This is a genomic window from Acinetobacter sp. CAU_H_S170_2 (assembly GCF_058890445.1).
In genome coordinates this window covers 576,661-600,102 of sequence record NZ_JBZYAE010000001.1, presented here as the reverse complement: position 1 = coordinate 600,102, position 23,442 = coordinate 576,661, and the positions used below count along the sequence as shown (strand labels likewise).

Below are 23,442 nucleotides of genomic sequence, written 5' to 3'. Positions count from 1 at the left end.
CTTTCTTACTCCGGCAACATATCATTTGGTAAAACAAATTCCAATTTAATACCATGTGCTGTCACTGTACGTGTACACTTCGGTTTATCAAGTCCTTTACATTTTTGATGATGATCAAATTTGTCCCCAGTAATAGTTACTAAACTACGATCATAAGGACAACGGACAGCCATTGTTTGTCTTTTACCATTTTTAAATACTCTTTCTGTTGATGGCTTAAAATCTACTCGTCTCCAAGCTTCAATAGCTTCAATTAAACTATCATGTGCAGGAATAATTCTTGCTGATTCGATTTTACTAGAAACCCAGAGATGTGACATTTGCACGCCATCTCCCACAGTCGTACCTACGGAACGCTTTACTTTATCGTCTTCGTCTGAAGCCATATAAACATCTAAGCCCATTCTCAAAGCCATCATCGCAGCTTTGGGGGTCATCAATGATCTATGACTTAAAGCATTGGTCGCCTTACTGTCGGTTACTCGGTATTTATGCCCTAATCTTGCACTATGCCATACATGATCAATCCCGTTGTGACCTTTATCATGATATTCATAAAGCACACCATTAAAATTGATTTTAGTCCTACTTTTCATGCGTTTAACATAGTAGTAATCCGTTATATGTTCACCACCAGAGCCTAACTCTTGATTTGAACGTCGTCTTCTCTTTCTTTGCTTTCTTTTGGTTGAATTATTTTGTGTGCCAGCATTTGCCGCATTTCCACCAGTATTTTTAGGTACACTACCATTTGGCGGTGTGTGAGGCGCAGGTTGTTGATTCGGTTGTCTAGGGGTCTTTGCCGCTGGTGTTGAGGGTGCTCTCGTCGTCACAACTGGAGCTCGTGCTGTAGTATTAGGGTAAGGTGTTCCTAACGCTTTTTGATGTGCAGCCTGTAATTCTTTCATTACCATATCAATTTTTTGATTGGCAACTTTTTTCATTTGCTTCAACTGAGTAACCAAAGTTTTTAATCTGGCTTGTCCCAATACAGCTCTGGTTAACCAGCTATCAAAAACATCAGTTAAACCATCAATAATCTTATTACAGGTCGTTTGCAGCTCTTTGGTATAAGTATTCCAGTTTACATTCCTAAACCACTTATCAACATTCCCTCGCATGGTTTTACTTGGAATCGCATCTAAAATAGCCCCCATCGCTTTACCTGAACGTAATTGCTTAAAGACAATTTTTAACCCATCTCCAGCTACAGGAATAAATGCCACAAGATTAAAAACCAAATCAAACCAGTTATCTTTCTCTTCTGGTTTTTCAGCTATCTTCACTACAGAAACAATGACATTCCCAACGTCTACCCCTTGACCGACAAAAGGAATACAACCAATCACAACAGCAACAATAATCTGTGCTGGGCTTGATCCACTACCATCAAGTACCCCTTTAATCCATTGAGCTGCCGACTCCTCACCTTTCTGGGTAACTCTCATTGTTTGAGATGTTGTTCTTGCTACAGCTGTATTCATTGTTTATCTCCTAGCCCTAACCCAGAAGTTGAATCCTCGCTGCTTAATAGAATTTCTTCTGCATCATCCTCCAGTACATCCTCTGTATTATTTTCTGATGCAATTAAATGTTCTTCATAATCACTAATATGATCATCATATTCGATATCATCTCCTTTAATCATATCTTCAATCTCATCAGGAAAATATTCATCTAATAAGGTTGCTAATTCTTGTTGATTATATTGTTCAATGAGTTGTTCTGCTTCTGTGACATTCATAACTTTCCTATCTTTAAAAGGATTAGCTACTTTTTCTTTATCAGGCTTTGCCTCTACATGACTAAATCCATAATAAACTTTGGATTGTGTTTTATCTCCAGGAATAGGAACCTTAGCATAGCCATTTGAATCAAGTATTCCTTCCTGAGAGGTACCATCAGAAAATATTAACTTATAAGGTGCTTGGATTACTGGCTTTAAATCATCATAGACATATTTTAACTCCAGCTCTTTAGGCAATAGATTTAGAGCTGGCAATGCTGGAAAATTAGGTGAAACACTCGCCCCACCCATAAACAAATGCTGCCCCGCCTTAACCTCAAACTTTCCACTAGTTGTTGCAAAGACTCCAGAACTATTAATCTTAAGTTCCGAACCATCAGCGATTAATTTAATTTCTTTAGGGCTGGTAATGTAAATAGCATCTTCAGTTGAAATGATCTGAACACCTTTACGTGCTATCAAATCAGCCCCATCTGCTTGAGCCTGTATTTCAACTTTGCCTTGACCTGCATAGAATTTCGCACCGTCCTGTGCTGCAAACAAACTGATTTTACTTTGTGCATGTGCAAGTAAATTCTTTTGGGTACTAAAATTAATACTGTCCCCTGCACTGTGACCAATTTGACCATCTGCTGAAAGGTGAACATCTTCATTTGTAGTCAGAGCAATCGAATGGGGGGAGGTCAATATCATTAAAGCTTGTTTAAATGCTTTTGCCTTCGCCTCACTTTCTTGTTCAATTTGTTCAATAAACTCTTTTAGATTATCCAGTATTTCTAATGGATCGGTTTGTTGATTTTTAGCAACTTCACTTAAAGCTTTTGACTTACTTAGACTAGATTCAAATTGTGATTTCGTTTCAGAAGCATCAAGATGATGCCCATTTGCTGAATCTTGTCGATAGGTAGAAAGTAATAAACCCTGTTTAGCTCTGAGTGCTCCCCACTGGTCAGTACGCAGTTCAAAACCTTCACCTCGCCTTTCACTCGTGTCCGTTTCTTTAGGATGGCTCAAATCCCCTAAATTCAGTTGTGTCGCACCATGACTGCTTTGTAGTTGGGTACTGATCTGACCCGTCGTGTCATCAAAGCGTAGTTGCCCAAAGCCCTCTCCTTGAACCTCTTTTGATCGGATCCCTGCCAGTTTTTTGGTATCTGGCAGTTTGCCTGTATTGTCAAACTTGCTTGGATGACGTTGTGCTTCATGGATGCGCCCCACAACAAAGGGTCTGTCGATATTGCCATCAAAGAAGTCGATAACCACGATTTCACCAATACGAGGTAAGAAGCGTGCGCCATAACCCTCACCAGCCCAAGGTGTGAGCACATCAACCCAAGCAGAATCTGTGTCATTGTCATTTGAACCTGCACCGCCATCGTGAGTATTGTCTTCACTACGGGTGAACAGGAAACGGACTTTAATACGCCCCCATTCATCCACGTGAATTTCTTCACCACTTGGTCCAACCACTTTCGCGCGTTGTGGTGATGCAATAGGCCGTTGTCGCAGCGGATTGTACTCTGGAACAATACTGATATTACGTCGTTGTAAAACGAGGTGATTGGCTTGGCGTTCTTCTTTATTATGTGTTGTAATTTCAGCCTGTTGCCAATTGGTTTGTTTCAGCAAAGCTGTGATTTGATCGGTCAAATCTTTAGGTAAATTATTCTGATTATAGAATTTTTTAGATGTGATTAAGAATTCTTTGTCTGAACCACTATGCTGATCAATTTCAGGGTGCTCGTTGAGTTCAAACCAGTAACCCACTTGTGCATCTCGTACGGTCGAGGTAGCCATAAATTGCTTGGCTTGTAGGTCGTAATAATGACCAAGATTTTGATTAAACTTTTCAATCTGACCATTGCCTGATTTGGTCGTTCCATCTTCACCTTTAAGGTCTTGTATCCATGCAGGTGAAAAATGCCATGCTTGCTCTAAACCTAGACTGGCGTTGTCTTGATTATCACTATGGCTATGTTTGCTTTGAACTGAACCCGCACCTTCTTCTATTTCTAAAGTATTCGCTTGCCAATGTTGAATATGGACAGATGTTGGTTGTATAGAACGCTGTCCGACAAAATTTGTAATCGAATCACTGCTTTCTACAGCACTGCTACGATGGAAGCGAATATTCTGTCGCTCTAAACTTTGATATTGGGCGTTGTCATCAATCAGTCTAAGTTTTTGCGGCTGAATGGGTTCACTTGAACTGGACACTTTGAGCTGAGACTCATCAATAAGCCAGTTAATCCCCTCTGAAGAGAGCAGCCTTTGAATAAATTCACTGTCCAACTCATTCGCTTGCATAATGAATGGGCGCACATCATATTCTTTGCTTAAACCACCTTTATCCAATGTCAGACTCGAAGCAAATAAGGGGCTACGTTGCTGCCACTCGGCAAAAATAGTTTGAACCACCTCAACAACAGACTTCGCCATGAAAACTCTAGAGTTGCGTCGATGCTTCCATAAAGCTGTCGGGTCTTCCACGGTTAAACGATATATGGTTAAAGCGCCATCACTTGCCCCCACATCCGCCTTGGTGATGATGCCTGAAATACGATTGAGTTCTGATTTTTCAGTGACAATATCGACAGCGACTTGACTACCGATGAATTGCTTTAACGGAATATGAGCGGAGGTAGATAAGCAAAGGAGCTGTAACTCTATACCTGCATTCAGTTCATGCGTTCCATCTATGCGCTGAAGGAATACTTGTTCGTTAAGCGAGGTATTGCTGAACTGAATATGAATAGCACGTTTTTGTGCAGTAAGTCCAAGTTGCTCTATTGCAGCATAAATATTATTGGGCATCGTTATTATTAAATTTTAAGTTGTGGCTGATTGTACAAAAGTCTCAAAAAATTTCTTTAATTTTTTGTAACTTTAATAGAATTTTTAAGTTTCAGAGCCTTTTTTCAATAAACGACCGATCCATCTGTAAGTTTCTATTTTTCTAGTTTTGATATTATCCCACCCATATTCAGCTTAACCCAATTCATTCCTTTATCCGCCATAGAAGTATTAAAATTTTATTTTCTTCAAACTGGTTTGCAATTTACTCAAACTTCGTTTAACCCGTTAACAATTACAGTATTCTACATAACCCGTAATTCTCGAAGCTGTTGCTTATCAGGATAATATAGGCCACTCCCCCATAGATACATAGCCTACTGCCAATAGCTTATACATAGTAGCAATTGATCTGCTAACGACAGACAGTTTAGATCATCACCTTATGCAGGATAAATGCAAGTTAAGTACATCAATTATTATTTGAAAAAAGACCCAGTTATTCACGTCAGATGTTTGAATTGAGATCCAGCCAACTTAGGTATATCACTCTATGTCATGAAGTTAAATACACAGAAAAGATTAAAAAAGATAAATGCAAAATTATAAAAAATAAGAGTTTTTATTATAAGTTATACGCGTTATTTATTGATTATCTCTGCACATTTCAACAGTTGTATTGGTCACGAATTAAATGAAGCTGCAACTTTCCAGATTTGGTATAGCTCAAATACATTAAGTTATACATAAAAATTAAAAACTGAGTGTGTATATTTTCTTTGAATCATCCTATTTTATAATATGTTTTAACCTCAATTCTTTTGGCTTTAATTCACATAAAAAACGAATATGATTTAAACCCTACTTTTAAATAGTTTAACGTCAAACTACCCAAGGCTTGATCATAAAAAGCACCATTAGCTCCCCTATGCGCTTGTTTTGGTGCAACTCTAAAAACACTTAGAATCACTCAATTAATCCAAAGATTTACTCTTAACCAATTGATTTATAAAAATTATAATCAAAGATAAATCAAATTGATTAGATTGGCATAGATTCTGCATTTTTGTATTCCATCATGTATACAAGTTGGAATGCAAAAAATGAGTCAGAACAAATGCATTGGCTGGACACTTCAAGAATGGCAAACCGCTTATCTCAACCAAGATATTCATCTTGAAGATTTAATCGACTATGTAGCGCAATTACCACAACCTGATCATGCATGGATTTCAATTGCTACGACAGAAATACTTTCCCAACAAATTGAAGCCTTAAAACAAAAAGCAGATCAAGCCACAGACCTCAGCAAAGAATTGCCTTTATATGGTATTCCATTTGCAGTGAAAGATAACATCGACGTTACTGGTTTTGTTACCACGGCCGCATGCAAAGCCCTGACAACTGTTGCTACACAAGATGCTGAAACCATTCGCCTGCTTAAAAATGCAGGGGCCATTGTTGTAGGAAAAACCAATTTAGACCAATTTGCAACTGGTCTCGTAGGGACACGCTCTCCCTTTGGTGCAGTCAGTAACACGTTTAATGCTGACTATGTCAGTGGTGGCTCTAGCTCTGGTTCAGCCAGTGTTGTTGCTCGTGGCTTGGTGCCCTTTGCACTCGGAACAGATACTGCAGGCTCTGGCCGTGTTCCTGCTGCATTTAACAATATTATTGGACTAAAACCGACTAAAGGTCGTTTTTCAAATCGTGGTCTACTCCCAGCCTGTAAAAGTTTGGACTGTATTTCGATTTTTGCTTTAACGGTAACAGACGCCGACACCATTGCCCAAATGGTAGAACACTACGATGCGTTAGATAGCTATTCACGCCAGCATCCAAAGACTGCACCTGTGAAACTCTCGGCTAAACCGTATTTTGCTATTCCTCAAAAACTGGAATTCTTTGGAGATGACCAAGCTAAGTATGCCTTTCAACTGGCTGTAGAACAATTAAAAGTTCTAGGTGCTGAAATTACTGAAATTGATTTTTCAGCATTTGAACTGTTAGCAGCCCAACTCTATCAAGGCTCATGGGTGGCAGAACGTACGGCGGCAGTTGCCAAGTTGTTGGCACAGCAACCCGATGTTTTCGATCCGACAGTGCGCACAATCATTCAAAAAGGTCATGATTTTAGTGCAGTTGATGCCTATAACGCAGAGTACTTAAAGCAAGACTTAAGCCGAAAAATTCAAGATATTTTATCCCAATTTGATGCATTGATTGTTCCTACCTCCCCAACCATTCATACCCTTGTAGAAATGGAGCAGTCACCGATCAGTCTGAACTCTGAGTTTGGGACTTATACCAATTTTACCAACCTCGCCGATTTAAGTGCCCTCGCTCTGCCCGCGGGTTTCCGCACCGACGGTTTACCTTTCGGTATCAGCCTAATTGCACCTGCATGGTATGACCAAGCCCTGATTGAATTTGGAAAAATTTGGCAGATGCATTTGAACCTAAAGCTGGGTGCCTTAGACCGATATGCATCTATTCCAAAGCTACAGAACACAGTCTCTCCACATCATATCCGTGTTGCGGTGGTTGGCGCACACCTGACAGGAATGCCGCTGAACTTCCAATTGCTCACCCGTGATGCTGTGCTTGTGGAAACCACGCATACCGCTGAACACTATGCCCTATTTGCCCTAAATGGCACGATCCCACCTAAACCCGGTCTAGCCCGAGTCAATGAACACGGTCAGCAGATCATTGTTGAACTGTGGGATGTACCGACCGCTCGCTTTGGAGAATTTGTCGCAGAGATTCCGACACCACTGGGCATGGGCAATGTCGAACTGGCAGACGGTCGATGGGTGAAAGGTTTCATTTGCGAACCTTATGGCTTAAACGATGCCGAAAACATCAGTCACTTTGGTGGTTGGCGCGCCTATATCCAGCACCGTAACAATTCAAAAGTAGAACAAGCTTAGTCAAATTTAGGAATTTTAAAATGTTTAAAACTGTATTGATTGCAAACCGTGGCGAAATTGCCGTACGTGCAATTCGCACTTTAAAAAAACTGGGGATGACTAGTGTAGCGGTATATTCAGACAGTGACCGTTACGCACAACATGTCAAAGACGCGGACATTGCCATTGCTTTAGACGGCTTAAAACCATCTGACACTTATTTAAGCATTGAAAAATTGATTCAAGCTGCACAAAAAACGGGGGCTGAAGCTATTTTCCCAGGCTATGGCTTTTTATCAGAAAGTGCTGAATTTGCAGAGGCTTGTGAGAAAAATAATATTGCTTTTATGGGGCCAACCGCGACACAAATTTTAGAGTTTGGTTTAAAACACCGTGCACGTGAACTGGCGGCGGCTGCACAGGTTCCTATGACACCGGGTACAGGCTTACTTGAAAGCTTAGATGAGGCAATTTCAGCAGCTACAGAGATTGGTTACCCCATCATGCTGAAAAGCACCGCAGGCGGTGGTGGTATAGGTCTTACCCGCTGTGATAATGAACAAGCCTTAGTTGAAGCTTATGAAAGCGTCAAACGTTTAGGCGCACAATTTTTTAAAGATTCGGGCGTATTTTTAGAACGTTTTATTGACCGTGCGCGTCATGTCGAAGTTCAGATTTTTGGTGATGGCCAAGGTCAAGTGGTTGCATTGGGCGAACGCGACTGTTCATTGCAACGTCGTAACCAAAAAGTGGTGGAAGAAACCCCAGCGGCTCATCTGCCCGAAGCCACACGTCAAAAACTACACCAAGCAGCAGTTGAACTCGGCAAATCGGTCAATTATCGCAGCGCAGGTACGGTCGAATTTATTTATGATGCTGCACGTGATGAATTTTACTTCCTTGAGGTTAATACGCGCCTACAAGTGGAACATCCTGTCACTGAGATGGTGACGGGTTTAGACCTGATTGAATGCATGCTTAAAGTCGCTGCGGGCGATACACTGGATTGGACTGCACTTAGCAACATCCAACCGCAAGGTGCGGCAATTGAAGTGCGTATTTATGCAGAAGATCCAGTTAAAAACTTCCAACCCAGCCCAGGTGTACTGACCGAAGTTGTATTTCCAGACAATTGTCGTGTTGATACATGGGTTTCAACAGGAACAGAAATTTCGCAATATTTTGACCCAATGATTGCCAAAATCATCGTACATGCGGACACCCGTGAACAAGCCATTGAGCAACTAAAAAGTGTGCTCTCTCAAACTCGTTTAAATGGCATCAGCACCAATTTAGACTATGCACATAGCGTGATCTCTGATGAACGCTTTGCACAAATGCAAATCTGGACACGCTTGCTAGATGACTTTGACTACGTACCGAATGTGATTGAAGTACTCCAAGCTGGCACGCAAAGCTCAATTCAGGACTTTCCGGGACGTGTTGGCTATTGGGATATCGGTGTACCACCATCGGGTCCTATGGATGACTATGCTTTTCAATTGGCCAATCAAATTGTAGGGAATGATGCTAGCGCTGCAGGTTTCGAGTTCACCCTGCAAGGCCCAAGCCTCAAGTTCCACCAAGACAGTATGATTGCACTGACAGGTGCGCCATGCCCTGCGCAACTGGATGATAAGCCCGTGACCTTTTGGCAGCCGATTCACATTCGCGCAGGTCAAGTACTCCGCTTAGGACAAGTCGAATCTGGTTGCCGTAGCTATTTAGCCGTTCGTCATGGACTCGATGTCCCCCTATATTTGGGCAGTCGTTCGACTTTTGCTTTAGGTAACTTTGGCGGGCATGCAGGACGCGTGCTTCGTGCAGGTGACATTATCAAACTCGTCAACACAACCCATCCAAATAGCGATACACCTTTAGCCACGCAAGAACCACAGGCTCTATCTCCTGCACTCATTCCAAGCTATGGCAAAGAGTGGAAAATTGGGGTGCTGTATGGACCACATGGCGCACCTGACTTTTTTAAACCCGAATATATTGAAGAGTTTTTTGCCTCCGAATGGACCGTACACTTCAACTCCAATCGTTTAGGCATCCGACTGTCAGGGCCAACACCAAGTTGGGCACGTGAAAATGGAGGTGAAGCAGGACTCCACCCATCCAATGTCCATGACTGTGAATATGCCATTGGTGCAATTAACTTCACAGGTGACTTCCCTGTCATTTTAGCCAAAGATGGGCCAAGTCTGGGGGGCTTCGTTTGCCCTGTAACTATTGCCAAAGCTGAACTTTGGAAAGTGGGTCAACTTAAAGCCGATGATAAAATCAGCTTTTATCCTTTAACCGTTGAACAAGCCAATACCTTAGAACAACAACAAATTGAACGGATCGAAAATTTTGCTCATGCAGCCCTTAATTCTGAGCCACCAAGCAGTGACATTCCACCATCCGCAATTCTTGCCAGCTTAGAGGCAACTGATGTGTCTCCACGCACGGTATACCGCCAAGCGGGTGACAGCTATATTCTACTGGAGTACGGTGACAACGTTTTAGACTTGGCGCTACGCTTACGCGTTCATCAGCTCATGCAACTCATTCGCGCAGCCAATATTAAAGGCATATTGGAGCTGTCTCCCGGTGTACGTTCGCTGCAAATCAAATACGATGGACTCACGCTTCCACAGCATCAATTGATCGAATTTCTACTCAAGCTTGAACAGCAAATGGGAGATTTAAGCCAAATCAAGATTCCGTCACGGATCATTCATCTCCCAATGGCATTTGAAGACAGTGCAACTTTAGGTGCTGTTGAACGCTATCAAGAAAGTGTCTGTGCCAAAGCACCTTGGCTACCGAACAATGTCGATTTTATTCAACGTATCAATGGTTTAAACAGCCGAGAGCAAGTCAAAGAAATTATTTTCAATGCCCATTACCTCATTTTAGGCCTTGGTGATGTTTATCTCACTGCGCCCTGTGCAGTACCGATTGACCCACGCCACCGCCTATTAAGCTCGAAATACAACCCTGCACGTACTTTTACCGCTGAAGGTACTGTAGGCATTGGCGGCATGTATATGTGTATCTACGGTATGGACTCTCCGGGAGGTTACCAACTGGTCGGACGCACCCTACCCATCTGGAATAAGTTTAAAAAGAACAAACAGTTTGGCGACAAACAATGGTTTCTAAAATTCTTTGATCAAATCAAATACTTCCCCGTATCTGAGTCAGAGTTAGAGCAATGGCGTGCCGACTTTGAAAATGGTCAAGCACAAATTCAAATTGAAGACACTGAATTTGACTATGCAGCGTATTTACAACTGCTTGAAGATGAAAAAGACAGCATTGCCGAGTTTAAAGCACAGCAACAACACGCTTTTAGTGCTGAAGTGGGCTTATGGAAAGAAAGCGTTGATCATCAAGAACATCTGGTTGCAGAAGCACCTGATGAGACCGACTACAGTGCCTATGCAGCGCTACATGCTTCGATGACCGGTAATATTTGGAAAATATTAGTGGAACAAGGTCAGATTGTGAAAAAAGGGGAAACCATTGCTATTATTGAAGCCATGAAAATGGAATTACCGGTGTACGCTGCGGATGATGGTACTGTCAAAGCCATTATTTGTCGGGCTGGACAAACCGTTCATAGCGGAGAGCCTTTGGTTTATATGGAATAACGCATGCCGAATATGACACGTGCAGGTTCAAGTTCAGACAATTTGTCTGAACTTGTTTACCAGCAAATAAAAAACGATATTTTTGATTTCAAATTGATGCCTGGTGAACGTTTTACCGAATCCGAAATCGCCTTGAGCTATCAGGTCAGCCGCACGCCTGCACGGCAAGCACTATATCGACTGCAACAAGAAGGCTATGTAGAGGTAGCATTTCGTAGTGGCTGGACTGTCCGTCCGTTGAACTTGCAATACTACGATGAGCTGTATGAGCTACGCATCATGATTGAGCAGTATGCAATTCGAAAGTTATGCAGCAGTGCATCTCAGCCCTCGAAGGAAATGAAACACCTACACAAAATTTGGATGGTTGCACCTGAGCAGTATCTGTCAAGTTTAAAAGCCATGGCGAAAATTGATGAAGATTTTCACTGCGCATTGGTTCGCGCCATTGGCAATCAAGAAATGATCAAAATTCACCAAGAAGTCAGTGAAAAAATTCGCATTATTCGTCGCCTCGATTTTTCAAAAACAGATCGGATTGAAGCCACCTATGCGGAGCATCAAGCCATTTTGAATTATATAGCACAGCAACAGACGGAGCTTGCCGTTGAAAAGATCAGCGCTCACATTCAACAAAGTCGAGATGAGGTAAAAAAAATTACCTTAGGTATGCTCAGTCAGCATGCTGTTGTGAAAGCAAGTCGCTAAGCACTCGATCAACATTCCACTCTCAAATAAAAAAGGCGCTTCATGCGCCTTTTTTAGCCTTTTAATTTAAGCAGGAATACGCAGGACCTGGCCTGGGAAAATATCATCTGCATCTTTCAATAGCGGACGGTTGGCCTCAAAAATTTTATTGTACTGGTTGGCATCACCATAAAATGCTTTGGAAATTTTTGATAGATTATCGCCCGATTTAACTGTGTAGAACTTACTTTCAGGTTCAGGGCTAGCCACAGTGAGTTGATCATCGACTTGTGCCACATGGTCAATATTACCGACGGCTAAAACAATCTTTTCTTTATCGGCTTGAGTCTGAACTTGCCCTTTCACTGTCGCCAAATCCGTGGTGGAGTTATAGCTAACTGAAAGTCCCGTCACAGGTAAGCCCAATGCTTTGATATGACCCAATAACTTGTTGGCAATTTCTTGAGCAGATGGCTCTGCTGGTGTGCTTGGTGCAGCTTGAGGCTCGGCTGCTGCTGTATTTTTCTTACCAATGCCTTTAACAAAATCAAAAAGACCCATGTTTATGCTCCATCTTGTTATATCAGTGTTGTTATATTGAATGCTCAAAAATGAGACACCCTTTTTTATACCCAAAAAAGACAACAGATTTGGTAGCGAATAGTCCTCTTAAGGTAAAGCTTTGTAAGTTACCCCAGTAAATAGCAGATTTTAAAGATGAGTTAGGCGCTTTGCGTTTTTGAAAGGCATAAAAAAGCCACCCAAGTGGGTGGCTTTTCCATTCAGCAAAGCTGAAACAATATGTATTAACCTAGTTTCTTAGAAACGTAGTCAATCGCAGATTGTACAGTTGTGATTTCGTTAGAATCTTCATCTGGGATTGTGATGTCAAAGTCGTTTTCGAAAGACATAACAAGCTCAACAAGGTCTAAAGAGTCAGCACCTAAGTCATCCATGAAAGATGCTTCGTTTTTGATTTCTTCAGCCTTAAGACCAAGTTGTTCTGCAACTGCTTGCTTGATGCGTTGTTCGATATCGCTCACAGGAATTCTCCTCATTGCTTGTGGCGTTTTTAATGCCGTTAGTTTAATTGAATCTTTAAAATTTTGAAAGTTTATCCATCAGCCAATTAGCTCATGTATAGACCACCATTTACATGCATTACCGTACCAGTAATGTAATTTGCTTTGTCTGATGCCAAGAAGCTCACCGCATTTGCAATATCTTGTGGATCACCTAAACGGTTCAAGGCCACTTGATCGCTCATTTTTTTACGGATATCTTCGCTTAATTGCTCAGTCATTTCTGTTGCAATAAAACCAGGCGCCACTGAGTTTACAGTGATTTGACGGCTACCCATTTCTTTTGCAAGGCTACGGCTAAATGCTTCAATACCAGCTTTCGCTGCTGAATAGTTGGCCTGACCTGGGTTAGCAAAATGTGCAACCACAGAACTAATATTAATAATTCGCCCAAAACGCGCTTTGGTCATACCTTTTAAAACGCGTTTCGACAAACGGTAAACTGCTTTTAAATGGATATTTAAAATGTCATCCCAGTCATCTTCTGACATACGTAGTAACAAATTATCTTTGGTAATCCCAGCATTGTTCACCAAAACCAACACAGGGCCATAGTTTTGTTCAATGTCAGTGACAAGCGCATCAATGGCAGCACCATCACGAACATCAAGCACTTTACCTGCACCGTGTTCACCGAAGCTTACAGCAAGTTTTTCTGCACCTGGCTCAGATGTCGCAGTACCCACAACAAAATAACCGTCTTGAATAAGTTGCTGAGCGATGGCAGCACCAATCCCTCGACTTGCACCTGTCACGAGTGCAATTTTGCGTTCCTGTGTCATGCAATTTTTCCTTCAGCCACTAAAATGGCATTTAGTGCATCTTCCAAGCGTGATTTACTATCGAGTGGAAATGCTTTTTCAATATTAGGTAGACGTTTTGCCAAGTTTGCCAAAACATTGCCTGGACCACACTCTGCAACATATTGGATCCCTTGATCCTGAATAAACTGCATTGTTTTGGTCCACTGTACAGACTCATATAACTGAGCTGTAAGTGCTTGGCGGACTTGTGCTACATCTGTAGCAATTTCCGCGCCCACATTTTGTATTACAGGTATGCTAGGCAGCTCAATGGCAGTTTGTTCCAAAGCTTGCGCGAACTGTTCTGCAGCAGGCTTCATCAATGAACAATGCGATGGAACAGAAACTGGTAATGCAATCGCTTTGCCGCTGTTTTCTTTGGCTAAAGCCATGACTGCTTCAACTGCTGCTTTTTCACCAGCAATCACCACTTGACCCTGAGCATTGTAGTTAGCCGCTTCAACTGAACCTTCAGCTTGACTCGAAACTTGTTGGCATAAAGCAACAACTTGCGCATCATCTAAACCTAAGATTGCTGCCATTGCACCCTTACCTTGAGGTACAGCACTTTGCATTAACTTGCCACGCAAGTTTACCAGCTTGACTGCATCGCCTAAGCTTAGACTTCCTGCTGCAACCAACGCACTGTATTCACCAAGTGAGTGTCCCGCCAAATACTTTGGTGCAACACCACCAAGTTCTAACCATACACGCCACAAAGCAATGCTGGCAGTTAACAATACCGGTTGGGTAAATTCAGTTTGGTCTAAACCTTCACCAGATTGTGCAATGTGCCACAAATCGAATCCAACCGCTTTAGAGGCTTCTGCAAATGTTGCTTCAACACTGGCAAATTGTTCTGCCAATTCAGCCAACATGCCAACCTTTTGTGAACCCTGACCGGGAAATACAAAAGCTGTTTTTGTTGCCTGAGCGACTTGATCAAGTTGTTTCGCAGACATAAAAAAGTCCTTTCTTGTCTTTGCTCTCGTTTATGGAGCGAAAATTTAACACTTAATTTAGGTCGATGTAATTGCCAAATACAACAAAAACAGCAGCGATAAAAATTCGACAACAAAAAAAGGGAGCTTTACGCTCCCCTTTTTTCGACTAAGCTTTAAGCTTAATGCTTCGACAATTATTCAGCAGATGCTTTAGCGAATAATTGACGACCACGGTAGATACCATCTTTAGATACGTGGTGACGACGGTGAGTCTCGCCAGTAGCTTGGTCTACAGTTAATGCATTCTCGGTTAAAGCGTCATGTGAACGGCGCATGTCACGGCGAGAGCGACTTTTACGGTTTTGCTGAACGGCCATGATGGCTCCTTACAAATCGAAAAATATGGATCAGAACAAATTCAGTTGTCTTATACGGAAGAGTATAACACAAAAATTAGTTAAGTTTACCCTTCAAACTTGCCAAAACATCAAACGGATTATCCCGCTTTTCTTCAACAAGTTCTTCAACGGCAGGTTGGTGCTTATGTTCACAAGCGTCATGCTTAGCAGACAAAGGCATCAACAATAACAATTCATCTTCTATCAGAGACAGTAAATCAGCCGTCGCAGGCGCATCATAGCTACCTTTCGTCGTTGCTTCACTTTCACCTAAGACGATGAAATCAGCATCCTCATCCAAGCGCTCTATCAGTGACTCATCATCCACTAGAGCTAGATGAAAATCTGAAACGAGTTCAATGTTTACCGTGCCTAAACAGCGCTGGCATTCCATTGGAACGTTCGTTTCAACGTGACCATCTAGCCATACAATACGATGATACGCATCCATTGATAGCTTACAGTCTATGTTAATCAATTGATCATCAATTGATCCAACAGCTTCACGGGCTATACGAGCAAAGCGAGACAATGGCAGTGTTCCTGACCATGTAAAGCCTTGTTCGGCCCATTTAAACGGCTCAATCTGTGCCGGAAAGGTATTTGCTGACATAATTAAGGCGGCAATTCTACAAATTCATCAGTACTCTGTCAAAGATTAAGATACAATTTTGTACTTATTTAGACAGACCATTTGGGTAACTTAAGTCATGCATCTGTTGCAGCCGCAAACAGAAGTGAGTATTTCATCACTTGTGAGCACAATTTCAACTGTCGATTCTGACATTTCAAACCGCCAAGTGCAACTCTCGACGTGGGAGAATTTGTGTACAGAAGCAGAACAAGTTGATTGGCTCATCTTACACTTTAATCGTTGGTTTTCCCACCTGAATGTCAACTTGGTTAAAGGTGACTTTGAACCTGAATATTTTCCCGCGATTGACAGCACCCCTGCACGCATCCAATTTGCCCATGGTTTTTTTAATAGTGCCTTACATGAAATCAGCCATTGGAGCATTGCAGGAGATAAACGCCGTCTACTCCCAGACTTAGGCTACTGGTATGCACCCGATGGTCGTACGGCTGAGCAACAAGCTTTATTTGAACAGGTTGAAATTAAACCACAAGCCATTGAATGGTTATTTGCCACAGCTTTTGGTCGGAAGTTCCGTGTTTCCTTAGACAATCTGACTGGTGAAGGTGGTGACGGCAACCGCTTCAAAGACCATGTTTTCGCTCAAGTTCAGGCTTATTTTTCAGGCCAAGCTCAATTACCACGTGATGCAAAACACTTCATTGACTGTATTTGCCTATGTACTCGTGCTGGCAAAACATTACAGAGCGATGAATTTCAAAGAGAAATGCTCGACTAAATTTAGCACGATTCACATTTTGGCCATTGAACAGCACCGAGATAAAGCGCGATAATGTTGAAAAAACCATCAGGAGATAAAAACGATGCTTCATTTAAGAGTCCATCCTGATAACCCTCAAGCACGCTCAATCAGCCAAGCAGTAGAACGGATTCGCGCAGGCGATGTGGTGGTGTACCCGACCGATGCCGCTTATGCCATTGGCTGCCAGATTGGGAATAAAAATGCCATGGAGCGGATTGCTCAAATTCGCGGCCTTGGGGCCAAACATCAATATGCCATCATTTGCGCGGATCTGTCCGATATTGCCACTTATGCCAAAGTCGACAATGCTATGTATCGTTTACTGAAAAACAATACACCAGCCGTGACCACGTTCATTTTGCCTGCAACCAGTGAAGTGCCTAAACGCTTGATGCATCCGAAGAAAAAAACCATTGGTTTACGTATTCCAAGTAACCCAGTGTGCCAAATGTTACTCAAAGAGTTGGGTGAACCACTACTAACCAGTACCTTAATCCTGCCGAATCAGGAAGAACCACTGGATGATCCCTATGATATAGAAATGCAACTATCAAAACGAATTGATGTGTTTATCGACAGCGGGCTGGGTACCTTGAGCACCACCAGTATTGTCGACTTATCAGGTGATCACCCTGAAGTGATTCGCCGTGGGCTTGGCGATGTCAGCGCATTTGAGTGATGCGCTGCATTTATTCGCTAGGGAAACTGAATCTCACATTCTCAAGAGATCAACATGACCCTGTTTATGGTTTTGCTCAATCTCAACCAATTTCCCGAGCAACATAATTTATATGTGCAGCGTCCTTGGACGCTTGAGTCCGAGACTTTGGTGCAACGCCATAGCTCAATCAACTGCATTATGTGGGAAAAGAATCTGTACAACTATTTCCTACCGATCTCGACCATCCAACAATATTTCAAATACCTCGAACCCAAAAATCTCTGCCTACAAGACAGCTGTCAGCGCATCATTGAATTTGCGCTACAAGCACCTGAGTAAATCTTTTCTTTGGCGTCAACTGACATTAACTTGAGCTTCAGCTACTCTCTTCACTCTTTCAAACCATTTATAAAATTAAAGCGTTGTCCATCACTAATCTAATCTCAATAAATCTGTATCACCCATCTAACTATCTGCAGCAAATCGATTATTTTGCAAACCACAGGACTAGGCCCTAAGTGTGCCAAGTTGTCTCAAACCCACCCCATTTCTGCAAATTTAGCTACGACATCAGTGGATAAAAAGCATCACACAAATAAATACTCTATATTTATTTACAGCTTTTTTTGTTATTTGGTCGGTGAAATCATGTATTCACACCGCAATTTGTTTTACACTAAGCCCTATTAAAATTATGTATTTTTTAAATCACCTCTACTTTTTCTCCTAAGTACTGATTCGAAAAAACATAATCATGCCTTTGAAAATTCGCGTGGCCAATAACTGTAATGAATCAATCCGTCCATAATGCCATGGAAGATCTCCCACAAATCCGTGTTATGGATGAGTGGCATGACTCCATCCCTGAGGATTTATATATTCCTCCCGCTGCATTTGAAATTCTTTTAGAGCATTTTGAAGGACCACTCGACTTTCTGATTTACCTGATTCAAAAAAATGGCTTTGACTTATTACAGTTAGATATTGCCCCGATTGCAGCGCAATACCTGTCTTATATGGATGCCATGAAGTCGCTTAACATTGAGCTGACAGCAGACTATATGGTGATGGCCGCGCTCTTGGCTGATTTAAAGTCACGTTTGCTATTGCCAAAAGCACCCAATGCAATCCAAATTGAAAAAGACCCAAAACAAGAGCTGATTGACCGTTTAGAAACTTACCTACGAATTAAACAAGCGGCTGAACGCTTGGGGCAAATGCCTATATTAGAGCGAGACACCTTCTCAACCAATGTCAGCTTAGGCCAAACTCTAGATAATAATGACGGTCATGATGTGCAACAGCTACGTGATGCACTGTTCTGTGTATTTAACCGACCTGAGCCGATTACCCATCAAATTGCACAAGAACCAGTTTTACTTGAAGAGCGCATGGCTTTTATTGAAAGCAAAGTCGCTTCAGGTGAAGTTTTAGTTTTTGAATCTTTACTGCGTCCCATCCAAGGTCGTATGGGCATGGTCGTGACGTTTATGGCCATTTTAGAGCTAACCCGTCAGCAACGTATTCAAATTGTGAGTTCAGGTGTTGAAGCACCGCTTTCGATACAAGGAGTCAAAAAATAATGTTAGAACAAACCGCTCCTGTAACAAATGAAGATAACTTGCATGAAGTGTTGATGCAGTTAGAAGCGATTATTTTTGCCAGTGATGCGCCTGTTTCACTTGCACGATTGAAAGAATCGTTCCAAAATCAATATAGCAAACAAGATTTACGCCAGTTTTTACAACAACTTGCCATGTTACAACATGGTCGTTCGATTGAACTGATTGAAACTGCTCAAGGTTTTCGTTTTCAAGTTCGAGCAAAATACCGTCAAATCGTTGCACAAACGTGGCCAGAGCGACCAACTCGTCTCTCGCCATCGCTACTCGAAATGTTGGCCGTGGTTGCCTATCATCAACCCGTCACTCGAGCAGATATAGAACAAATTCGAGGAGTCTCAAATAACAGTCAACTGTTACGCACGTTATTTGATTGGAACTGGATTAAAGAATCTGGTTTTCGTGAACTCCCAGGAAGACCTGCGTTGTTAGTTACGACGCCCCAATTTTTAAATGCATTTGGCCTAAATTCTTTAGGTCAGTTGCCTCCCCTGCAGGATGCCAAGGAAGCTTTTATGGCGCTCGATGCGAATGCACCGAAGTCGTAAATAGGTGAACTGTTGATGATAATTTCTAAGGTTATGCTGTCATGAGTGAAAAGTTGCAAAAGGTACTCGCACGAGTTGGTTTGGGTTCTCGCCGTTATATGGAAGAAGTCATTGCCGCTGGTCGTGTGAGTGTCAACGGCCAAGTTGCCCAAGTAGGCGAACGTATTGAACCAGGTGATGAGCTTCGCATCGATGGTCGTAAAGTATCGTTCCAAATTGAAGATGAAATTCGTCGTCGTGTTCTGATTTACTATAAACCAGAGGGCGAAATTTGTTCACGCAATGACCCTGAGTCACGTCCAACGGTATTTGATCAATTACCTGCAATCGCGAATGATCGCTGGGTGATGGTGGGTCGTCTGGATATTAACTCAACAGGTCTACTATTGTTCACAAATGATGGCGAACTCGCGAATCGCTTGATGCACCCATCAAATGAAGTTGAACGTGAGTATGCTGTACGTGTTATGGGTGAAGTGACGCCTCAAATTAAGAACAACATGCTCAAAGGTGTGGTGTTAGATGATGGCCCAGCGAAATTTGAGTCATTCTCTGAAATTGGCGGTGAAGGGATTAACCGTTGGTATCAAGTGGTGGTAAAAGAAGGTCGTAACCGCGAAGTACGTCGTATTTTTGAATCGCAAGGTTTAAAAGTCAGCCGTCTACTCCGCACACGTTATGGCACGGTTATTTTACCACGCGAACTACGTACCGGTCGTTGGATGGAGTTGGACAAAAACGACATCGACAACTTAACCAAAGCGGTTGAGCTAAAGCCGCGCCAAGGCACTGGTTTATACGGCATGGCAAAACGTCGTACTGAACGTATGCAAGAAAAACCAATGGCTGCGCGTCGTGGTGGTTTCTTACGCCAACAGCGCCGTGACAATGAAGATGAAGGCCAACAACAAGCGAAGCCAGCTTTCAATCGTGAACGCCGTGAAAATCCAAATGGACATAGCCAACGTCGTCAGGACAATGCACAAACTGGTTATGGTCAACGTGAACCACGCCAAAACTCAGGCTATGCACAACGTGACAGCCGTCCAGAGAACTTTGGCAACAAAGGCACTTATGGTCAACGCGACACGCGTGATGAAAATGCGCCACGTAAACCTTTTGGAAATAAAGGCTTTAAAAAGTTTTAATTTTTAAAGTCAAAATTTGAGCCACTTTCGAGTGGCTCTTTTTATATGTGTTTACGCTGCAATAATCACTTTCTATTCTGTAACACGAACAAGCTGCAAGCTCCTCATAAAAAACGCCCAACCTATTGAGCGTTTTTATTCTCCCGCCAACAGCCACCACCCATTCATGACACACTTTGTGGAATAGCACTGAGTAAGCGTTTGGTATATTCGTGCTGCGGTGACTGGTACAAATCATCTGAATTGGCTATTTCCACCAAATCACCATGGTTCATCACCATGATTTGATCTGAAATATATTTCACCACTGATAAATCATGTGAAATAAAGATATAACTCAGTCCAAATTCATCCTGTAAATCTTGTAGCAAATTCAGTACTTGGGCTTGTACCGAAACATCCAATGCTGATACCGACTCATCACAAATCAAAACCTCAGGTTTTAAAGTTAGACAGCGGGCAATAGCAATACGTTGACGCTGTCCGCCTGAAAACTCATGTGGATAACGATAAAAAGCCTGTGCAGGTAAGCTCACGCGTTCCAACAAGTCCAAAGCCATCTGTTTGCGTTCAGTATCATCCGCCCCGATACGATGCACTTGCATCGGCTCCATTAAAATCTGCCCTACAGTAAAACGAGGATTGAGTGATGCATAGGGATTTTGGAAAATGATTTGAATCTTGCGTTGATACCGAGCAAACTCTTTTTCTGACATGGCCAAAATATCTTGACCTTCAAACAGCGCTTTTCCTCCTGTCGCCTCCTGTAAACGCATCAGCAATAATCCAATGGTGGTTTTCCCCGAACCAGACTCACCCACCAAGCCCAAAGTCTTGCCTTTTGCCAGTTGGAAACTCACGCCTTTGACCGCTTGAAACTCCTCTTTGCCGAATAATCCTTTACGACTATAAAATGACTTTTTAAGGTCACGTACATCTAAAATGATCTCTTCTTGGCCAGTTAAGCCGCGAGATCTTTGTTGAAGTGACTCGACATCGACAGTATGCGTTTCAATATAGTCATCGCCCTTTTGTTGCATAAAGTCACTGATCATGGGCAAACGCATGGGACGTTTAGATAGTTGCGGACGGCAATGCAACAACGCTTTGGTATAGACATCTTGAGGGCGTTCAAGCACATCTTTAACCCTGCCTTGTTCACGAATTTGACCCTGCCGCATTACGATAACCTGATCGGCAATTTCCCCGACCAAAGCCAAATCATGGGTAATAAACAGCATCGACATTTGATGCTTCTTCCGCAACGACTCCAGCAAATTTAAAATTTGCTTTTGAATGGTGACATCCAGCGCTGTCGTCGGTTCATCGGCAATCAATAGTTTGGGTTTACACGCAATTGCCATGGCAATCATAACACGCTGCTGCTGCCCACCCGACAATTGCCCCGGATATGCATCAATCTTGGTTTCAGGAGATGGAATCCCAACTTCTATCAAGAGTTCCAAAGCACGTACACGCGCCTGCTTACGGCTCATGCCCAAATGTAACTGCAAAATTTCTGCAATTTGTGAACCTACCGTAAACACAGGATTCAGTGATGACATCGGCTCTTGAAAAATCATGGCAATATCTTTGCCGCACTTTTTCCGCATTTCACGGCGCGGTAAGTCGAGTAGGTTTTTCCCCTCAAACAGAATTTTACTGTCCAAAGCAATTTGACTACTTTCAGGAGGCAATAGTCCCATGGTCGCTAGCGATGTGACCGACTTCCCACTGCCTGACTCCCCAACCAAGGCCACAGTTGTATTCACTGGAATACTAAAACTGATGCCTTTGACTGTTTCAATGTACTGCTTTTCTTCATTTTTAAAGCTGACACGCAAGTTTTCCACCTGAAGTAAGGCTGGCGCTGTCATATGATTGAGTTCAGACATTCTCATGCTCCTATTTCAGTTTCGGGTCTAATGCATCTCGCAGTGCATCGGTAAACATTGAAAATGCAGTGACCAGAACAGCCATCGCCACAGATGCAGCCGCTAACTGCCACCACTTGCCTAAAATCAATTCACTTTGCGCCTCATTCAACATGCTGCCCCATGACACCACACCGACAGGGACACCAAAACCTAGGAAGCTCAAAATCACTTCTGACTTAATAAAGGCCACCACTAAAATTGACATTTGAACCAGTGCAATATGACTGACATTGGGAAATATATGCACAAAGATACGTCGGCTATGACTCACTCCAATCGCTTTTGCCGCCAGCACATATTCCCGCGAAGTATGCTTCATATATTCGGCACGAATTAAACGATATACTCCCGTCCACCCCGTTAAACCCAAAATCAAAACAATGGATAAGACGCCTTTTTGTTGTAGTACTGCAGCAATCGCTAAAACCAAGAGCAGATAAGGAATCGAAGTAAAAATGTTATAAAACCAGTTCAAGACATCATCGATCCAGCCACCAAAGTAGCCCGAAATTGCACCTAGAACGGTACCAATCACGACAGCAAGAAAAGCTGCGACTAAGCCCACAATAATTGATGTTTCTGCGCCTTTAATGGTTTTCAGTAAAACACTTTGTCCCCATTTGTCGGCACCTAAAATCAGGCTTTGCTTGAGTTCCGCTTGCTGATCTAGTAAATGACCATCCAGCGCTTGGTCAATCGCTTTCATGTCTTCAGCTAAAGGATCAACAACCCCATAGTAATCAATAGCACCACCTACACCCTGTTCAGCAGCAATTTCTGCGTTGAGCTCACGAATCACATCTTTTAAAGGATCGACAGGGTTTTCAGGCACAGCCGCTTCGACTTTTTGTGTTTCACTTTGCGTAGCAGGTATCGCTGCTGCACCGATAAACGTAGGCGGTGCATAACTCACCGCGACTTCTTTATTCCAGTCTTTTGCAATCAATCCTGTGGATGACAAAATTAACAGCACCAAATAAAACAGTACGATTAGGAGGGAAAACATGGCGATTCGATCGCGCTTTAAACGGCGCATGGCGAGTTGCCATAGCCCTGTAGATGCTGTTGTAGGTTCAGCAGTATCTGGTTTTCTTTTAGTGAGAACACTGAGCATAATTC

General features: G+C 42.5%; 19 protein-coding genes. 9 read left to right on the top strand and 10 right to left on the bottom strand.

Features of this window, described 5'->3' with window-relative positions; all coding sequences use genetic code 11:
- Positions 1–5: 5 nt before the first annotated feature.
- Positions 6–1,484, bottom strand: coding sequence for a hypothetical protein (locus AC5EUN_RS02965; protein WP_005239026.1), 1,479 nt, complete (start codon positions 1,482–1,484; stop codon positions 6–8).
- Positions 1,481–4,561, bottom strand: coding sequence for a type VI secretion system Vgr family protein (locus AC5EUN_RS02960; RefSeq protein ID WP_010327362.1), 3,081 nt, complete (start codon positions 4,559–4,561; stop codon positions 1,481–1,483). The genes AC5EUN_RS02965 and AC5EUN_RS02960 overlap by 4 nt, the downstream gene beginning before the upstream one ends.
- A 1,082-nt stretch (positions 4,562–5,643) precedes the next feature.
- Here AC5EUN_RS02960 and atzF point away from each other — a divergent pair.
- The 3 genes from atzF to AC5EUN_RS02945 are packed head-to-tail and all read left to right on the top strand — an operon-like array spanning position 5,644 to position 11,804.
- Entirely contained in the window at positions 5,644–7,473 is a 1,830-nt protein-coding gene (gene atzF / locus AC5EUN_RS02955; RefSeq protein WP_010327363.1) for an allophanate hydrolase, read from the top strand.
- Positions 7,474–7,493: 20 nt separating this feature from the next.
- Positions 7,494–11,096, top strand: coding sequence for an urea carboxylase (gene uca / locus AC5EUN_RS02950; RefSeq protein ID WP_493352159.1), 3,603 nt, complete (start codon positions 7,494–7,496; stop codon positions 11,094–11,096).
- 3 nt (positions 11,097–11,099) lie between these two features.
- Positions 11,100–11,804 (top strand): GntR family transcriptional regulator, encoded by a 705-nt coding sequence (locus AC5EUN_RS02945; RefSeq protein ID WP_010327365.1) that lies wholly within the window; start codon positions 11,100–11,102, stop codon positions 11,802–11,804.
- Between the two features lie 66 nt (positions 11,805–11,870).
- On the opposite strand, the gene lysM is transcribed toward AC5EUN_RS02945, so the two are convergent.
- The 6 genes from lysM to AC5EUN_RS02915 form a co-directional block, all read right to left on the bottom strand.
- On the bottom strand, positions 11,871–12,344 hold the full coding sequence (gene lysM / locus AC5EUN_RS02940; protein ID WP_004982938.1) for a peptidoglycan-binding protein LysM: 474 nt from the start codon (positions 12,342–12,344) through the stop codon (positions 11,871–11,873).
- Positions 12,345–12,589: 245 nt separating this feature from the next.
- Positions 12,590–12,826: an acyl carrier protein gene (gene acpP, locus AC5EUN_RS02935; RefSeq protein WP_004695351.1), complete on the bottom strand. Its 237-nt coding sequence runs from the start codon at positions 12,824–12,826 to the stop codon at positions 12,590–12,592.
- 86 nt (positions 12,827–12,912) lie between these two features.
- Entirely contained in the window at positions 12,913–13,647 is a 735-nt protein-coding gene (gene fabG, locus AC5EUN_RS02930; RefSeq protein WP_010327366.1) for a 3-oxoacyl-ACP reductase FabG, read from the bottom strand.
- Positions 13,644–14,630 (bottom strand): ACP S-malonyltransferase, encoded by a 987-nt coding sequence (gene fabD, locus AC5EUN_RS02925; RefSeq protein ID WP_010327367.1) that lies wholly within the window; start codon positions 14,628–14,630, stop codon positions 13,644–13,646. The genes fabG and fabD overlap by 4 nt, the downstream gene beginning before the upstream one ends.
- A 176-nt stretch (positions 14,631–14,806) precedes the next feature.
- The gene (rpmF, locus tag AC5EUN_RS02920; RefSeq protein ID WP_004279227.1) at positions 14,807–14,989 is read right to left on the bottom strand and encodes a 50S ribosomal protein L32; all 183 of its coding nucleotides are present in this window, start codon (positions 14,987–14,989) and stop codon (positions 14,807–14,809) included.
- Positions 14,990–15,065: 76 nt separating this feature from the next.
- A complete protein-coding gene (locus AC5EUN_RS02915) occupies positions 15,066–15,623 on the bottom strand; it encodes a YceD family protein (RefSeq protein ID WP_004982945.1) in 558 nt (185 codons plus the stop codon).
- A 97-nt stretch (positions 15,624–15,720) separates the two neighbouring features.
- Here AC5EUN_RS02915 and AC5EUN_RS02910 point away from each other — a divergent pair, with 97 nt between their 5' ends.
- The 6 genes from AC5EUN_RS02910 to rluB all read left to right on the top strand — a co-directional run bounded on the left by AC5EUN_RS02910 (position 15,721) and on the right by rluB (position 20,386).
- Positions 15,721–16,383, top strand: a complete 663-nt coding sequence (locus AC5EUN_RS02910) for an elongation factor P hydroxylase (RefSeq protein ID WP_010327368.1) — start codon at positions 15,721–15,723, stop codon at positions 16,381–16,383.
- Positions 16,384–16,468: 85 nt separating this feature from the next.
- Positions 16,469–17,086 carry an L-threonylcarbamoyladenylate synthase gene (locus AC5EUN_RS02905; RefSeq protein ID WP_004695345.1) on the top strand — a complete coding sequence of 206 codons (618 nt, stop codon included), beginning with the start codon at positions 16,469–16,471 and terminating at the stop codon, positions 17,084–17,086.
- 54 nt (positions 17,087–17,140) lie between these two features.
- Complete coding sequence (locus AC5EUN_RS02900) at positions 17,141–17,407, top strand: hypothetical protein (protein ID WP_010327369.1); 267 nt, start codon at positions 17,141–17,143, stop codon at positions 17,405–17,407.
- Positions 17,408–17,856: 449 nt separating this feature from the next.
- A complete protein-coding gene (locus AC5EUN_RS02895) occupies positions 17,857–18,651 on the top strand; it encodes a segregation and condensation protein A (protein WP_005400316.1) in 795 nt (264 codons plus the stop codon).
- Positions 18,651–19,238 carry an SMC-Scp complex subunit ScpB gene (gene scpB / locus AC5EUN_RS02890; protein ID WP_010327370.1) on the top strand — a complete coding sequence of 196 codons (588 nt, stop codon included), beginning with the start codon at positions 18,651–18,653 and terminating at the stop codon, positions 19,236–19,238. The genes AC5EUN_RS02895 and scpB overlap by 1 nt, the downstream gene beginning before the upstream one ends.
- Positions 19,239–19,279: 41 nt before the next feature.
- Positions 19,280–20,386, top strand: a complete 1,107-nt coding sequence (gene rluB, locus AC5EUN_RS02885) for a 23S rRNA pseudouridine(2605) synthase RluB (protein WP_010327371.1) — start codon at positions 19,280–19,282, stop codon at positions 20,384–20,386.
- A gap of 164 nt (positions 20,387–20,550) precedes the next feature.
- Here the strand turns inward: rluB and AC5EUN_RS02880 are convergent, their stop codons facing one another.
- A complete protein-coding gene (locus tag AC5EUN_RS02880; RefSeq protein ID WP_010327372.1) occupies positions 20,551–22,281 on the bottom strand; it encodes an ABC transporter ATP-binding protein in 1,731 nt (576 codons plus the stop codon).
- A 10-nt stretch (positions 22,282–22,291) separates the two neighbouring features.
- Positions 22,292–23,437: an ABC transporter permease gene (locus tag AC5EUN_RS02875; RefSeq protein ID WP_010327373.1), complete on the bottom strand. Its 1,146-nt coding sequence runs from the start codon at positions 23,435–23,437 to the stop codon at positions 22,292–22,294.
- Positions 23,438–23,442: the final 5 nt, after the last annotated feature.